The sequence below is a fragment of the Saccharopolyspora aridisoli genome (assembly GCF_004348445.1).
GTDB classification, from domain to species: domain Bacteria; phylum Actinomycetota; class Actinomycetes; order Mycobacteriales; family Pseudonocardiaceae; genus Saccharopolyspora; species Saccharopolyspora aridisoli.
Genome location: NZ_SMKV01000010.1, coordinates 1 through 14911 on the forward strand (window position 1 = coordinate 1; position 14911 = coordinate 14911).

At 69.0% G+C, this 14911-nt stretch carries 12 protein-coding genes and 1 pseudogene; 7 read left to right on the forward strand and 6 right to left on the reverse strand.

The genetic code is table 11. The annotated features are described in order from the left end of the window. Positions 1 to 104 precede the first annotated feature (104 nt). On the reverse strand, positions 105 to 578 hold the full coding sequence (locus tag E1161_RS10175; RefSeq protein WP_132621994.1) for a hypothetical protein: 474 nt from the start codon (positions 576 to 578) through the stop codon (positions 105 to 107). Positions 579 to 802: 224 nt separating this feature from the next. Here E1161_RS10175 and E1161_RS10180 point away from each other — a divergent pair, with 224 nt between their 5' ends. The 3 genes from E1161_RS10180 (at position 803) to E1161_RS10190 (ending at position 4046) form a co-directional block, all read left to right on the forward strand. Continuing rightward, complete coding sequence (locus E1161_RS10180) at positions 803 to 1468, forward strand: GntR family transcriptional regulator (protein ID WP_132621996.1); 666 nt, start codon at positions 803 to 805, stop codon at positions 1466 to 1468. Beyond that, positions 1465 to 2628 carry an MFS transporter gene (locus E1161_RS10185; protein WP_132621998.1) on the forward strand — a complete coding sequence of 388 codons (1164 nt, stop codon included), beginning with the start codon at positions 1465 to 1467 and terminating at the stop codon, positions 2626 to 2628. The genes E1161_RS10180 and E1161_RS10185 overlap by 4 nt, the downstream gene beginning before the upstream one ends. 158 nt (positions 2629 to 2786) lie before the next feature. Beyond that, positions 2787 to 4046 (forward strand): phosphodiester glycosidase family protein, encoded by a 1260-nt coding sequence (locus E1161_RS10190; protein ID WP_132622000.1) that lies wholly within the window; start codon positions 2787 to 2789, stop codon positions 4044 to 4046. Between the two features lie 86 nt (positions 4047 to 4132). On the opposite strand, the gene dnaE is transcribed toward E1161_RS10190, so the two are convergent. Continuing rightward, a complete protein-coding gene (gene dnaE / locus E1161_RS10195; RefSeq protein WP_132622002.1) occupies positions 4133 to 7723 on the reverse strand; it encodes a DNA polymerase III subunit alpha in 3591 nt (1196 codons plus the stop codon). A 401-nt stretch (positions 7724 to 8124) separates the two neighbouring features. After that, complete coding sequence (locus E1161_RS10200; protein WP_132622004.1) at positions 8125 to 8925, reverse strand: aldo/keto reductase; 801 nt, start codon at positions 8923 to 8925, stop codon at positions 8125 to 8127. Positions 8926 to 9011: 86 nt separating this feature from the next. Here E1161_RS10200 and E1161_RS28330 point away from each other — a divergent pair, with 86 nt between their 5' ends. After that, the gene (locus tag E1161_RS28330) at positions 9012 to 9140 is read left to right on the forward strand and encodes a hypothetical protein (protein ID WP_268951380.1); all 129 of its coding nucleotides are present in this window, start codon (positions 9012 to 9014) and stop codon (positions 9138 to 9140) included. Positions 9141 to 9187: 47 nt separating this feature from the next. Here the strand turns inward: E1161_RS28330 and E1161_RS28000 are convergent. Beyond that, positions 9188 to 9403: pseudogene (locus tag E1161_RS28000) on the reverse strand (NADPH-dependent FMN reductase); the annotation flags it as partial. A gap of 144 nt (positions 9404 to 9547) precedes the next feature. On the opposite strand from E1161_RS28000, the gene E1161_RS10210 reads away from it, so the two are divergent. After that, a complete protein-coding gene (locus E1161_RS10210; protein ID WP_132622006.1) occupies positions 9548 to 10405 on the forward strand; it encodes a helix-turn-helix domain-containing protein in 858 nt (285 codons plus the stop codon). Positions 10406 to 10514: 109 nt separating this feature from the next. On the opposite strand, the gene E1161_RS10215 is transcribed toward E1161_RS10210, so the two are convergent. Then, on the reverse strand, positions 10515 to 11087 hold the full coding sequence (locus E1161_RS10215) for a GNAT family N-acetyltransferase (protein ID WP_132622008.1): 573 nt from the start codon (positions 11085 to 11087) through the stop codon (positions 10515 to 10517). Positions 11088 to 11626: 539 nt separating this feature from the next. Here E1161_RS10215 and E1161_RS28005 point away from each other — a divergent pair. Further along, the gene (locus tag E1161_RS28005; RefSeq protein ID WP_235874922.1) at positions 11627 to 11779 is read left to right on the forward strand and encodes a hypothetical protein; all 153 of its coding nucleotides are present in this window, start codon (positions 11627 to 11629) and stop codon (positions 11777 to 11779) included. 387 nt (positions 11780 to 12166) lie between these two features. Continuing rightward, the gene (locus tag E1161_RS10225; protein WP_132622010.1) at positions 12167 to 12964 is read left to right on the forward strand and encodes an SAM-dependent methyltransferase; all 798 of its coding nucleotides are present in this window, start codon (positions 12167 to 12169) and stop codon (positions 12962 to 12964) included. Between the two features lie 407 nt (positions 12965 to 13371). On the opposite strand, the gene E1161_RS10230 is transcribed toward E1161_RS10225, so the two are convergent. Beyond that, positions 13372 to 14301, reverse strand: coding sequence for an alpha/beta hydrolase (locus E1161_RS10230; RefSeq protein ID WP_132622012.1), 930 nt, complete (start codon positions 14299 to 14301; stop codon positions 13372 to 13374). Between the last annotated feature and the right edge of the window lie 610 nt (positions 14302 to 14911).

Genomic DNA, 14911 nt, shown 5'->3' on the forward strand with positions numbered 1-14911 from the left:
TGCCCGAACTCCCCAAGACCCGATCCGGCAAGATCATGCGCCGCCTGCTCCGAGACGTCGCCGAGAACCGCGAAGTCGGCGACGTCTCCACACTCGCCGACTCCTCAGTCATGGACCTCATCTCCAACAACCTCCACACCGGAGACTGACCCCGCCACAGCGAAACCCCGCCGGTGGAGCGCTCCCTCAGCGCGGTCCACCGGCGGGGTCCACCAGGACTGCTCCAGGACGCGGCGTTCGCCGCTGTTCCCGAGTGCGGGACCCACCCGGCACCGCCAAGCAAGCCCCGGATCGAAGAGCCTCAGCCTCTCCGCACGCCCGGGCTCCCCGTTCTCGACGAGGTCGGTGGCGCGGGTCTTGATCGGCGCCCCTTGCTTCTTCGTCACGTACGGCACGACGCGGAAGCCGCTGCGCCACTGCTGGACGTAGCCGCGCTGCGAGCTGATGAACGCCACCTGCGAGTTGGCAGGAGGCCCCGTCATCGCAAGCTGGTTGCCCAGCACCTCGTGCTCCTGCGCCGGAACGTGGAGGACCGCGAGCCCGTTCGCGGCGCCGCTGCCCGCGGGCAACCCGTTCACGCCGTGACTGGGCTCGCGCACCCGCTCCGGACGTCGCGTCCGATATCGGGGCACCCCCGCGCTGTCGTTATAACCTCACCCCGCCAGGGCAGAGTCATTTTTTCGCGATCAGCTCGCGTCCGGCGCTGCGTCTCCGTTTCCGCGCGGAGGATGAGCCATTTCGTTGGCGATGAGATGTCGCGCGTCCGGGTTGTAGGCTATAAGCAACCGAGGGGGTCGAGCAGATGTCAGAACCTGCAGCGCCGCTGACGACCAAGAGCGACCTCGCCTACGACAAGGTGCGGGAGAAGATCCTCTCCGGCGAACTCCCTCCCGGATCGGTGATCAACCAGGCCACACTCGCGCGCACCATCGGCATCAGCACCACCCCGCTCCGAGAAGCGCTGCGCCGGCTCGAAGCCGAAGGCCTGGTCGAGCTCGGCGCGCATCGAGACGCCAAGGTAACCGAGCTCAAGGCCGAGGAGAACCGCGATCTGCTGGAGATGCGCCGATCCCTCGACCCCCTGGCGGCCTCGCTGGCCGCGCAGCGGCGCACCAAGGACGACATCGCCGCGATTCGCGCGTCCCTGGACGGATTGCGCGCGATGCCCTCGAACCCGGGCTACGAACACCTGCTGCACCACCGTCGCTACCACCGCGCGATCTACCGCGCCTCGCACAACGAGCTGCTCGTCGAGACGTTGGAAGGCCTGTGGGACAAGGCCGACCGCTACCGCAGGTTCGCACTCGAGGTCGACCGCGGACCGCAGGCGCGCGCCAAGAAGGACGAGGAGCACCGGATGCTGGCCGAGACCATCATCGCCGGTGATTCCGAGGGAGCCGCAGCCGTGATGATCGAGCACATCGACACCGGCCTCGCCGCCCAGGCGACTCGCCGCCTGCACCGATGATCAACGCGAACCGGCAGGTATGGGCGCTGCTCGGCCACGCCACGCTCACCCAGCTCATCACCTTCGTCCTGCGTCCCGCCACCACCTACCGGGCGCTCGAACTCGGCGTTCCGGCGTCGTGGCTCGGCGTGCTCTCCGGCAGCTTCGCCATCGTCCCGCTGGTGCTGGCGCTGCCGGCCGGGCACATCGTCGACCGGCTCGGCGAACGGCGCGTGATGTTCGCTGGGAGCCTGCTGATGTGCACCGCGGGCACCGTGCTGCTCGCGCTCGGTCACACCGTTCCCGGCCTGGTCGCGGGCAGCGTCGTGCTCGGCACCGCGCACCTGGGAGCGATCGTCGGGCAGCAGGCGCTGGTGGCCAACAGCACGACGTCAGGCCGGATGGACTCCGCGTTCGGCTACTACACCTTCGCCGCCTCGCTCGGCCAGGCCGCCGGACCGCTGGTGATCGTGGCTTTCGGTGGAACGCAGGCGATTCCGGACACCACACCGATCTTCCAGGTCGGCATCGCCGTCGCGATCGCGCTGTTCACCCTGACCTTCGCCATCGAGAACACGTGGACCGAACGCGGCCGGGCCACCACCGAGAACGTCGGTGTGCGGCAACTGCTCCGGCTTCCGGGCCTGGCCGGAGCGCTGCTGACGGCGTGCGCGGTGCTCGCCGCGGTCGACATCTCCCTGGTCTACCTGCCCGCGCTCGGAGCCGAACGCGGGATCGCCTCGTCGCTCATCGGCACGCTGCTGGTGCTGCGCGCCGCCTCGTCGATGGCCTCGCGGTTCTTCCTCGGGCGGCTCTCGGAGGCGGTCGGGCGCCGCCGACTGCTGGACCTGAGCATCTTCGGCGCCGCCGCCGGCATCAGCGTCGCGGCCGCCCCCGTGCCCGTGTGGCTGCTGCTCCTCGCGGTCACCGTCGCCGGTTTCGGGCTCGGCGTAGGGCAGCCGCTGACGATGTCCTGGCTCGCGGAATCCGCCCCACCGGGCGCACGCGGGCGCGCGATGTCGTTGCGACTCACCGGGAACCGCGCGGGCCAGGTCCTCATCCCCGGAGCCATCGGGATGGTCGCGGTCGGCCTCGGAGCCGCGGGGGTCCTCTGGGTCACCGCCGCCGGACTCGCCCTCACCGGCGTCCTCGCCCGCAACCTCCCGGTCAACCGATCTTGACTCACAGGACGACCAACGTCCCCGGTCGACCACCGTGCCCGCCGCCATCCTCGAACCGCAGCGGCGGAGCACGGCGCCACGGTCGCGTCATGAACACTTCACCGGCTGGTCAACCGCAAGAACCCGAGAACGTTCCGCGGACCGTCGAGCCTGAACCCATGACCCCGACATCCCGACGCACGCGCCGATCGCCCGCTGCGGCGGGACTCGTGATCGCGGCCGTCCTCCCCTTCCTCCCGGCGAGCAGCGCCGACGCCGAGGGCGACCGCCTCCCGCTCGGCGACCCCGATCTGGCGGAGACGCGGTCGACGCGCGCGCTGGTCGAGGGCGTCGAACTGACGCAGATCGTTCGCGGGACCGAACCCGCCCCGCCGGACCAGATCAACACCACCACCCGCGGGCCCTGGGTGGTCAACGTGCTCGCCATCGATCCCACCAGGGCGAAGGGCCACGTCGAAGCGACCTACGGTCCCGATCTCGCACCGGTCGAGAAGACCACCGACCTGGTGGGCCTCTCGGGCGCCTTGGCCGGGGTCAACGCCTCCTTCTTCACCTTCTCCGCGAATCCGCAGTACCCCGGTGACCCGGTCGGCCTGGGCGTCTACGGCGGGAAGCTGCTCAGCGAGCCGACCACCGCCGAGGCGGAGGCGGACCTGATCGTCGACAGCAACAGCGACGAGGTCCTCATGGGCCGGACCGCCTGGTCCGGGTCGGTGCGGAACCGGCAGACCGAGGCCACCATGCCGCTCGAACACCTCAACCACCCGCCGGTGGTCCCGTCCGGATGCACCGAGCTGCCCGACCAGGCGCAGTGCGCCCAGCCGGGAGACGTGGTCCTGTTCCACCCCGAGTTCGGCCCCACCCCGTCCGGGGACGGCACCGAAGTCGTGCTCGACCAGCGCGGATGCGTCGTGCGCAGCTCCGCAGCGCGCGGCACGACGCTCGCGCCCGACCAGACCTCGCTGCAGGCGACCGGGAAGGACTCGGCAGCACTGCTGGCGATCACCGAGCAGGGCTGCCTCGAGAAGTCCTCGACCTTGACCGACGAGAACGGCGACCAGGTCGACCTGCGACCGGGCCTGTTCGGCGTCAACGGCCGCTACCGGCTGCTGGCCGACGGCGAGGTGGTCGTGCCACCGGGTTCCGGTGACTTCTTCGCGCGCAACCCGCGCACCATCGCCGGAACCACCCCGGACGGCACGATCGTGCTGGCCACCATCGACGGCAGGCAGACCACCAGCGTCGGCACCACGATGGACGAGACCGCCGCGGTCGCCCAGGCGCTGGGCCTCACCGACGCGGTCAACCTCGACGGTGGCGGCTCCACCACCATGTCGGTCAACGGCACCCTCACCAACAAGCCCAGCGGCAGCGAAGAACGAGCTGTCGGCGACGCCCTCATCTACGTCGAGGACTAGGACGACGCAGCGAATTGCCCGTCAGGACAGGCAATCCCTCGCGATATGTCCTGAAGCGGCCAGGACCGGCCCCGGTGCTCGGCCGGTCACCGCCCGACGCGTTCGACCGCGATGCCGCGCACCGACTTGAGCTCCGCTACCAGCTCGGTGCACACGTTGACCGGCCACTCCGGCAGTTCCAGCCGCGTCTTGCCGAGGTGCACGTGCACGGGCGTGGTCCCCTTGTGCGCGGTCAACGTCTGCTTCAACTCGCTGATCACCTCGGCGTTGAGCTTGCGGGAGTCGGCCTTGAGCACGAGGGGCGGTTCGCTGCCGGGGTCGGTCTCGGCCGCGGTGATGTCGATCGGGACCGCGTCGGAGGCGAACACGCTGATCTCGCCCTCGCGCTCGTTGACCCGGCCCTTGACCGCCAGCGCGTTGTCCTCGACCAGGCAGTCGGCGAACATCTCGTAGGACTTCGGGAAGAACAGCACCTCGATGCTGGCTTCGAAGTCCTCCAGCGTGACGATGGCCCAGGGCTGACCGTTCTTGTTCAGCCGCCGCTGGATGCCGGAGATCATGCCGGCGATCTTGGGCTGCTGATCCTTGCTGCCGTACCCGCTGGGTTCGCGTTCGCCGCCGACGAGCTCGGCGATGCTGGTGTCCTGGTACGGAGCCAGCAGCCTCTCGGCACCGTCGAGCGGGTGCGCGGAGACGTAGAGCCCCAGCATCTCGCGCTCGTAGGCCAGCAGCTGCTTGCGCGGCCACTCCTCGTCGGTGAACTGCAGGTGCGCCAACGGCGAGGTGTCCTCGCTGGGACCGGAGTCATCGCCCCCGAACAGGTCGAACTGCCCCATCGCCTGCTGGCGCTTGAGCCCGATCACCGCATCGACCCCGGCCTCGTGGTGAGCGTTGAGCGACATCCGCGTGTGGCGGAGCGAGTCGAACGCACCGGCCTTGATCAACGACTCGATGACCCGCTTGTTGCACGCGGTGATCTCGATCTTGTCGAGGAAGTCCGAGAACGACGAGAACTTCCCCTTCTCCTCGCGGGAGGCGATGACCGATTCGACCACGTTGGCGCCGACGTTGCGGATCGCGCCCATGCCGAAGCGGATGCGCCCCTCGACCGCGGTGTGCTCGGTCATGGACTCGTTCACGTCCGGCGGCAGAACCTGGATGCTCATGCGCCGGCACTCCGACAGGTAGACGGCCGTCTTGTCCTTGTTGTTGCTGTTGGCGGTCAGCAACGCGGCCATGTACTCGGCCGGGTAGTGGGCCTTGAGGTAGGCGGTCCAGTAGGTCACCAGCCCGTAGGCGGCGGCGTGGGACTTGTTGAACGCGTACCCGGCGAAGGGGAGGACGGTCGCCCACAGCTGGTCGATCGCGGCCTTGGAGTAGCCGCGCTCCTTCATACCGGCCTCGAACCGGGCGAACTGCTCGTCCATCACCTCCTTCTTCTTCTTGCCCATCGCGCGTCGCAGCAGGTCGGCTTGTCCGAGGGTGTACCCGGCGACCTTCTGGGCGATCGCCATGATCTGCTCTTGGTAGACGATCAGACCGTAGGTCTCGCCCAGGATGTCCTTCAGCGGCTCGTCGAGCTCCGGGTGGATCGGCTCGACCGGCTTCTTGCCGTTCTTGCGGTCGGCGTAGTCCAGGTGCGCGTTGACGTCCATCGGACCCGGCCGGTACAGCGCCACGCACGCGACGATGTCGCCGAACCGGGTGGGCTGCATGCGCTTGAGCAGCGACTGCATGCCGCCACCTTCGAGCTGGAACACTCCCAGGCTCTCGCCCCGCCCCAGCATCTCGTAAGTCGCGTCGTCATCCAGCGGGATGTCGAGCGGTTCGACCTCGACGGCGTGGTTGCTCTTCACCATCCGCACGGTGTCGTCGATCGTGGTCATGTTGACCAGGCCCAGGATGTCGATCTTGAGCAGGCCGACGTCCTCGCACTGCGGACCGTCCCAACCGGTGATGATCTCGCCGTCGTCGCGCTTCCACAGCGGCAGCACGTCGAGCAGCGGCTCCCGCGAGATGATGTGCGCGCACGCGTGCACGCCCGCGTTGCGGATCAGCCCTTCCAACCCGCGGGCGGTGTCGAAGATCTTGCCGATCTGCGGATCGGTCTCGATCAGGGAGCGGACCTCAGCGGCTTCCGGGTAGCGCTCGTGGTCGGGATCGACGATCCCTGACAGCGGGATGTCCTTGGCGGCGATCGGCGCGGGCAGCGCCTTGGAGAACTGGTCCGCCAGCTGGAAACCGGCCTGTCCCATGTGGACCCGAGCGGCGTCCTTGAACGCGGCCTTGGTCTTGATCGTGCCGTAGGTGATGACCTTGGCGAAGAACTCCTCGCCGTACTTCTCCTTGGCGTACTGGATGACCCGCTCGCGCTGACGCTCGTCGAAGTCGATGTCGATGTCGGGCGGCGAGTCGCGCTCGGGGTTGAGGAACCGCTCGAACAGCAGCCCGTGCTGGAGCGGATCGATGTCGATGATGTGCAGCACGTACGACAGCAGCGCGCCCGCCGCCGAACCACGGCCCGGCCCCACCCGGATGCCGTTGTTCTTGGCCCACCGGATCATGTCGCCGACGACCAGGAAGTACGAGCTGTACCCCTTCTCGGTGATGACCTTCAGCTCCCATTCGAGCTGGTCGCGGTACTCCTGGGTGAAGCTGTCGCCGGAGAAGCGGCTCGGGATGAACGACTCGACCTCGTCGCGCAGCATCTCCACGTCGGTGCGACCGGCCTCGACCTTCGCCTGCGGCATCCGGTTGTGCGCGGCGAACGCCTCCTCGTAGCCCTCCACCATCTCGGTGATCAGCAGCGTGCTGTCGGCCGCGCCCGGGACCTCGGTGTCCCAGTACTCGCGCATCTCCTCCGAGCTCTTGATGTGGTAGCCGTCGCCGTTGAACTTGAACCGGTCGGTGTCGGCGATCATGGAGCGCGTCTGCAGGCACAGCAGCGCGTCGTGGTGCCCGGCCTGATCGGAGGTCACGTAGTGGCTGTCGTTGGTCGCCACCGTCCGCAGGTCCAGCTGCTGGGCGATGTCGAGCAGCTCACCGCGGATGTTGCGCTCCATCTGGATGCCGTGGTCCATGACCTCGATGAAGAACCGGTCCGGCCCGAAGATGTCCTTGTAGTCCGATGCGGCCTGCAACGCCTCCTGCTTCTGCCCCAGCCGCAGCCGGGTCAGGATCTCGCCCGCCAGGCACCCCGAGGTGGCGATGATGCCCTCGGCGTGCTCGGCGATCAGCTCCTTGTCCATGCGCGGCTTGCGGAAGAACCCGTCCATGCTGGCCAGCGACGACATCCGGAACAGGTTGCGCAGGCCGGTGGAGTTCTGCGCGAGCATCGTCATGTGCGTGTAGGCACCGGCGCCGGAGACGTCGCCGCTCTCGCCGTACTCGTCGACTTCCTTCTTGCCGGTGCGCGCCCGGGCACCCCAGAACACGGGCTTCTTGTGGAACCGGCTCTCCGGAGCGATGTAGGCCTCGATGCCGATGATCGGCGTCACCCCGGCCTTGACGGCCTTCTTGTAGAAGGAGTGCGCCCCGTACATGTTGCCGTGGTCGGTCATCGCCACCGCGGGCTGTTCGAGCCGAGCGACCTCGGCGAACAGCGCATCGTGCTTGGCAGCACCGTCGAGCATCGAGAACTCGGTGTGCACGTGCAGGTGAACGAACTGATCAGACACGCGGGCGTCTCCGGCTGTGAATCGAGGGCTGGACGGAGAAGAACTCTATCCGCCCGACGCCACGCTCCCTCGCATCACCACACCTCGTGTTGCCACCCAGGAACGACACGCCTGACCAGGCAGTTCACGTTGGTACCTGCGCGGGGCTGCCGAGAGCGAGCTGCGTCAGCGGCTCCGGCCATCCCGCACCGATCCGGTGGCGTGGTGCGCTGCCACACGCGAGATCGCTTGTTCGGCGATCACCGTGGCCCGCTGGTGACCGGAGCTGACCCGGCCGCCCTCGAGCTGGCCGACCGGCCCACCGGTGAACGGGTCGGCTGACCATGCCGGTGTGGTCCGAACAGCCCCAGGTGCCGGACCACGCCAGATCGTCGGCAGCACGGCCCCGAGGCGGACGCTTCTCAGCAAGACATCACGAGCGCGTTCAGCTGGTGCAGTTGCTCGTCGGTCAGGCGGATGTCTCGGGCGGCGGCGTTGATGCGGAGGTGGCGGACGTTCGTCGTGCCGGGGAGCGGGACGACCGTGACGTCGTGCACCTCGGTTCGGTGGTGGACCCAGGCCAGTGCGACTTGGCCTGGGGTGGCGTCGTGCGCGCGGGCGATCTCGTCGAGTGCCGGGCCGGCGTCCGGGACCCGGTGCAACGAGCCGTGATCTGTCGGCGAGTGCGCCACGATGGTCACCCCGAGGTCGGTCGCGGCGGGGAGCAGGCCCCGCTCCACATCTCGTTCGAACAACGACCACCTCTCCTGCAACGCCGTGATCGGGTGGACGGCGTGGGCGCGGCGGAGGTCGTCGGCGGTCACGTTGGACAAGCCCAGCGCGCGCACGACTCCCTTGTCGACCAGTTCCGCCATCGCTGCGACCGTGTCCTCGATCGGGACCGCCTCGCTGCGATGATGCAGGTAGTAGAGGTCGATGACGTCCACGCCGAGCCGCCGCAGGCTCGCCTCGGCCGCCTGTCGCACGTAGGCCGGATCGGCCCGCACGCGAAAGTTCCCAGCGATGCCGTCCTGCCACACCAGCCCGAACTTGCCGGCGAGCACCACCTCGTTGCGGCGCCGCCGGATGGCGCGGCCGACGAGTTCCTCGTTCTGGTAGGCGTCGGCGGTGTCGACCATGGTGATTCCAGCGTCGAGCGCGGCATGGACGAGGGCCACCGGGTCCCGGTCGGGATCGGCGTCGGTGTGCTGGCGCAGTCTCATCGAACCGAGTCCCTGGCGACCTAGTTCCATCGGTGCGACCTGGCCTTTCATGCTGCTTCGGGAGTGGTGCGAGCAGCGGTGAGCGCGTGCGCCCACCAGTGCAGCTGGTCGAGCACCTCGCGGGCCGCGGCGGCCGGCTCGTCCGGCCGGAGAAGATTCTCCCGTTCGTCGAGGAGCAGGTGGTAGCGCGGGAACAGACGTGGCTGCGGTTGTAGTCGGGCGTGACGGTGATGAACGCCTCGACCTCATCGAGCCGCCGGGTCAGGTCGACCATTCCTTCCGAACGGGGCGGACTCGGGTCCAGGCGGAAGGAGACGGCGGGCAGTTCCAGCGGCAGATCGGCTTCGGCGAGGTCGATGACATCCACCTCGAACGCTCCGTGGCGCGTGGCGTGCTCGGTGATCCACCGCGCGACCACCGGGCCGAAGCGCCCTTCCCGGACGCTGCCGATGACCACCGCGAGGTTGGTGCGGGACATGTCGCTCCTCTTCACGCCGTCCGGGCGACCGGTCGGCCGCTGGTGCTGAATCTGCCCGTCCGCGGCGGTTGCCAGGAAGACCGCGGGAATGGTGGTAGTGGCAGAGCCACCCGAAAACCTGCGCACGCCGGTACCGTTCGAAGAGTGAGCGACAACGAGCTGGGCCTGTTCCTGCGGAGCCGCCGCGAAGCGGTCACGCCCGTTCAGGCGGGCCTACCTGCGGGAACTCGGCGTCGCACGCCCGGTCTGCGCCGTGCGGAGCTGGCCACCCTGGCCGGTGTGAGCGTCGAGTACGTCATCCGGCTCGAACAGGGGCGGGACCGCCGGCCGTCTCCGCCGGTGCTCTCGGCTCTGGCCGACGCCCTCTTGCTCTCGCCGAGCGAACGCATCCACCTGCACCGCCTCAGCAAGGGCGCCGACCCCGGGTTCAACTGCATGGGCGGCGAGCAGCCGAAGCGGGAGGTCCGCGCGGCGGTGCGGGCGATCCTCGATCATCTCGAACCGGCGCCCGCCGTGGTGCTGAGCCGCCTGACAGAAGTCTTGGCCTGCACCGATGGTTACCGTCGGCTGATGGCGCCCCTCGGGGTCCTCGACGACCCGGGCTGGCCCAACCTCGCCCGGTTCCTCTTCACCGTTCCCCGTGCCCGCACCTGCTTCCCCGACTGGGAGCACCGGGCCGACGAGATGGTGGCCGTGCTGAAGCACGGCCCATTCCGTGCTGATCCTGAGGTCGCCGCGCTGGCCGACGAGCTGACGGTCGCCGCGGGTGCGGACTTCGCTCGGCGGGTGGACACCATTCCCGGCCTGGCCGCAGCAACGGGCGTCCACCGCGTGCACCAGCCCGAGGTGGGCGAAATACGCCTCAGCTACGAGGTCCTGGATCTGTCCGCCGACGACGACCAGCGCCTCGTCGTGCACCTCCCCGCTGACGCCGCAGGCCGAGCCGCACTCGATCGGCTCGAAGGCAGGCGGTCCGGCGGTCTCCGCGCAGTGCGCGGCTGACCGGAGCGCTCCTACAACAGCCCGGCGAGGCCGGCTTCGCGCACTGTGGCCGTGCGGTTACGACCTCCCGCCCGAAGCTGGTCGAGCACACCCTCCAACGCCACGCCGCTCATTCGGGTTCGAAGCCCGGTGGAAGTGCGCCCGGTCGCGCCTGGTCGAGGTCTGCGGGCCGGAGCCGGTACAGCTGCATGGGCTGCCCGAAGTACTTGCCGGTTTCGCCCACCCACTCCATGCCGTTGCGGCGGATCGTCGACACCGCTCGTGCGTTCTCCGGCCGGACGACGGCGTAGAGCTCATCGGCGTCGTGGCTGAACGCCCACTGCGCCATCGCGTAGGTCGCCTCGCTGGCGTAGCCCTGCCTCCACGCATTCGGGTGCAGCTGCCACCCCATTTCGAGATCATCACCGCCGGGTGGCAGCGGCAGCAGCGTCCCACCGCCGATCACGGCGGCATCCTCGCGGCGCTGAACGCACCACCGCCCGGTGGGAGGTTCCGCGCGCAGGTCCTCGACGATCCACTGCCGCAGCAGCACCTGCATCGCCGCCACGTCCGGGACTCGATCCATGATCGGACTCAGCCAGCGGGCGACATCGGCGTGCCCGAAGACCTCGAAGGCCGCGGGCACGTCCTCCATCTCCCAGCTCCGCAGGATTAGCCGATCCGTGACCAGGCGTTCAGCCATGTGGCCAGCCTAGTGGCGCACCCGCCAACCGGCAGGCACGGCGCACCCGCCGACGGCGCGCCGCCGAGCTGGTCGCCGAGGCCGCGAACGCCCTGGTCGAGGGCACCCGGTGCACGTTGAGATCAATCGAGGTTCGTGAGCGGTTCAATCCACGGGCCCGGCTTCACACCGGTCGTTGACCGACTCCACCATGGGACCCGACCAACGCTGCGCGCTCGCCCGCCAACCTGACCGCTTGGACACCCGTCTCCCTGGAAGCTCCGTGAAGAATTGAACCCCGTTGGAAGGCTGGCCTGGAGCACTCCGGGGTTTCGTCCACATGAGACGAGCGTGCGCCGTGAACGGAGCGGCTCAGCGGAACCCCGTTCGAGATCATCGGCGCTGGTGGAGTGGTCATCGCCGTGATCGGGCTGTGCCTGTTCGGTCAGCGCCTGCGCTGGTTGCTGCTGCCGATCTCCTCGGGTCGGGGCGCTCGCACTGACCTCCGACGCCGGTCACCTGCTCGCCCCGAGGCCTTCGGACCTGAACAGCTGGGACGGATGAGCGCTGAGAACCCCTACCTCCTCTGGATCGTGCTGGTCGCCGCGACGATGCTGATCACGACCGCCTGGCGCTCGCTGCTGCACCGCGGCCCCCTCGAATGGGCGCTCCACCACGCCTCCACCGCCCCTGCCCACCAGCTCATGCGCTGAACTCCTCCCACGAACACCGGCCGGGGCGCGGGACCCCCCTCCCACGCCCCGGCCTACCGCGTGATCAACGCCTCGAGGCGGCAGGCGTCCTTGACTTCCACGCCAGGCCTCCACCCCCGGCCCCATTGGCTTCAATCGACACTGAAGCAATAGCTGCGGCGGAGGAAATCGACCGAACCGGTGTGGCAGGGCACTCGTGCGGACACCTGCATCGGCCCCGCAGTCCACCTGCCACTCGCACTCGCCATCGCAGCATCCCTGGCCTCGACGACCGAGCGCCGGTGCGCACGTTCGATGCGGTAGGAGGGGCGCCTCCCAGACCCTGGATCCCGCGCATCCGACGTGGCACACTCCGCTCCCCGTCGGAGCCGATCGAGGGGATGCGCAGTGGAGGAAGGTGCGAGCTGGGTCCCTTCGCAGATCGACTGGAACCAGCCGAGCGTGGCGCGGATCTACGACTACGCCCTCGGTGGCGCGCACAACTTCGAAGCCGACCGGCGGGCTCAGGACGCGGCGCTCGAAGTCTTCCCGCACCTCAACGACGCGGCCAAGGCCAACCGCGCCTTCCTGCACCGCGCGCTCCGGTTCTGCCTCGACCAGGGCATCCGGCAGTTCCTGGACCTCGGCTCCGGAATCCCCACGGTCGGCAACGTGCACGAGGTCGTCCAGGAGATCGACCCCGCATCCCGCGTCGTCTACGTCGACCACGACCCCGTCGCCGTGACGCACGCCCGCAGCATGCTCACCGCCAGCCCGCGCGTCGTCATCCTCGGCGAGGACATCCGCGCGCCGCACACGATCCTCGAACACCCGGACACGCTGCGGCTCATCGACTTCCAGCAGCCCACGGCCCTGCTGTTGGTCGGCATGCTCCACTACGTCAACGACGCGGGCTCACCCCGACGCCTGCTTCGGGACTACCAGGCCCGCATGGCTCCCGGCTCGTACCTGGTCGCCTCGCACCTCACCAGCGACCTTCCCGAGATGCGAGCTGCGGCACCGTTCTTCGACGACAGCCGAAACCCGATGACGCTCCGCAGCAGAACCGAGATCGAGAACCTGCTCGCCGACTTCGACCTCATCGACCCAGGCGTCGTCCACACCGTCGAGTGGCGCCCCGAGACTCCCCCAGGCGACCACCCGGAACGCGCCGCCTGCTACGCCGCAGTGGCCCGCCAACGCTGACCAACGCACTCAGCCTCGGATTTCACGGACCGTGCGCTTGGCGGCTGCACGCCGGCCGTCATCCACCCACGAGCCCCTAGCCGGGCGACGACTCGACGACCTCTCCAACCTCGGCGCGGTCGATCGCCCTGGGCCAGCCCGAGCAGTCTCGGAGCGGAGCACAGCGATCGCCATGACGACGACGGCCGCGCCGACTGGTCACTCGTCCCATCAGAGGTGGCGGTGTGAGTCGTTGGCGATTGGCAGAGGAAGGGGGTGGGACGGGTACTGGCGGTGCGAGATCGGCGTCGCTCCAGGCCGGATCACGTCGGCATCGGACGTTGAGCGCTCAAACCTCAGGCAGGGCAGGATCTTCCTGGTATGCACCACTTTGAGAGGTACGTGCGCCCCGGTGTCGCGCCGTTCCGTCACGTTGCTGGGTTCAGCGCGCGGTGGAGCGCGTCGCGGGTTTCGGCGGCTTGGCGTTGGGACACCGCTGCACCTGTGAGCACCGCTGATCTGTGGAACGTGCCGGGGAACAGGTGCAGTTCGACCGACACGCCGGCGCGCAGCAGGCCGGAGGCGTAAGCCATGCCCTCGTCGCGCAGCGGATCGTTCTCGTACACCGAGACGTAGGCGGCGGGCAGCCCGGAAAGGTCGTCCGCGCGGGCCGGGGCCGCGTATGCCGGCACGTCCCCGTTCCACCCGCGCAGGTAGTGCCGCCAGCTCAGCACCGCGTCGGCGTGGTTCCACAACGGTGTTTCGTCGAACGTGCGTGCCGAGAACGTCTCGACGCGATCGTCGACCTCCGGGGCGTCGAGCACCTGGAAGCGCACCGGCGGTCCGCCCCGGTCCCGGACCAGCAGCGTCAGGGCGGCGGCGAGCCCGCCACCCGCGCTCATGCCGTACACCGCGATGCGCGCAGCATCCACGCCGAGCGACTCGGATTCCGACGCGGTCCAGCCGAGCGCGGCCTCGCAGTCCCGCAACGCCGCCGGGTAGGGATGCTCGGGGGCCAAGCGGTAGTCGACGGCGACGACGACCGCAGGCACGTGCGCGCACAGGCCCACCGCCTGCGCGGTGAGGGAATCCACGCCTCCCATCACGAACCCGCCGCCGTGCAGCAGGAGCACGGCAGGCAGCGGAACGGGCGCAGCGGTCGGGCGCAAGACCCGGACCGGCACCGGCACGCCGTCAACACCCGGGACCTCGTGATCTGTCGCGGTGACCTCGCCTGGCACCACCTGCCCGGAGTTCGAGGTGAGCTCGGCCATCCGCGCCCGAGCGCCGTCGAGGTCGTGGATGTGCAGGTCAGGCAACGCAGGAACGGCTGCTGCCAAATCGGGATCCAGATGCACGGTTCGCCCCCTGAGGTGCGGGAATGACGCCACGGTCCCACCGAACGAACCCGACCCGCCACCGCTGCGGCGAGCCGTCGACGAGCCCGCTTCGGTCCAGCACCCGCCGGAGGGCACCGTGAACCTTCCGACCTCGACGAGGGCTCCGCCGAGCGAGCCAGCTGTTGACCACCTCGACGATGCACGGGTTCTCCTCGAACACCACCTCGCCACCCAACGTGGTGACGCGCGACTTCCGCCGACTGCGGAGCCACCTGCCCGAGTCGCGTGCCGGTACACGGCGCAGCGCGGCAAGGCCGGCTCGACGGCGACACGCGATCAAGCCGCGACCGAACGGGCTGGTGGATCAGGCCTCGAGGATGTGAGCCAGCACCACGAGGCACAAGGAGGTGTCCGCCCGCCGCTACCGGCCAGCCGGACCAGGTGGCACCAGGACTCCCGAGAGCTCGGCGCCGAACCCACCACACCGTGTGCGATCGACCGGGCGACCAGAACCGCAGGTCGATCTCACCATCGTGCTGAGGGATCTTGAGCTCCCGGTCGGGAAACGATTCTTGACGCAGGGGACTGCTCGACTCACACTTCAGATCATCTTCGGAAGTATATTTCC

Coding starts and splice junctions, on each gene's coding strand:
- E1161_RS10180 (WP_132621996.1), top strand. CDS start 803: ATGTCAGAACCTGCAGCGCCGCTGACGACCAAGAGCGACCTCGCCTAC.
- E1161_RS10185 (WP_132621998.1), top strand. CDS start 1,465: ATGATCAACGCGAACCGGCAGGTATGGGCGCTGCTCGGCCACGCCACG.
- E1161_RS28005 (WP_235874922.1), top strand. CDS start 11,627: ATGAGCGCTGAGAACCCCTACCTCCTCTGGATCGTGCTGGTCGCCGCG.
- E1161_RS10200 (WP_132622004.1), bottom strand. CDS start 8,925: ATGAGACTGCGCCAGCACACCGACGCCGATCCCGACCGGGACCCGGTG.
- E1161_RS10190 (WP_132622000.1), top strand. CDS start 2,787: ATGACCCCGACATCCCGACGCACGCGCCGATCGCCCGCTGCGGCGGGA.
- E1161_RS10215 (WP_132622008.1), bottom strand. CDS start 11,087: ATGGCTGAACGCCTGGTCACGGATCGGCTAATCCTGCGGAGCTGGGAG.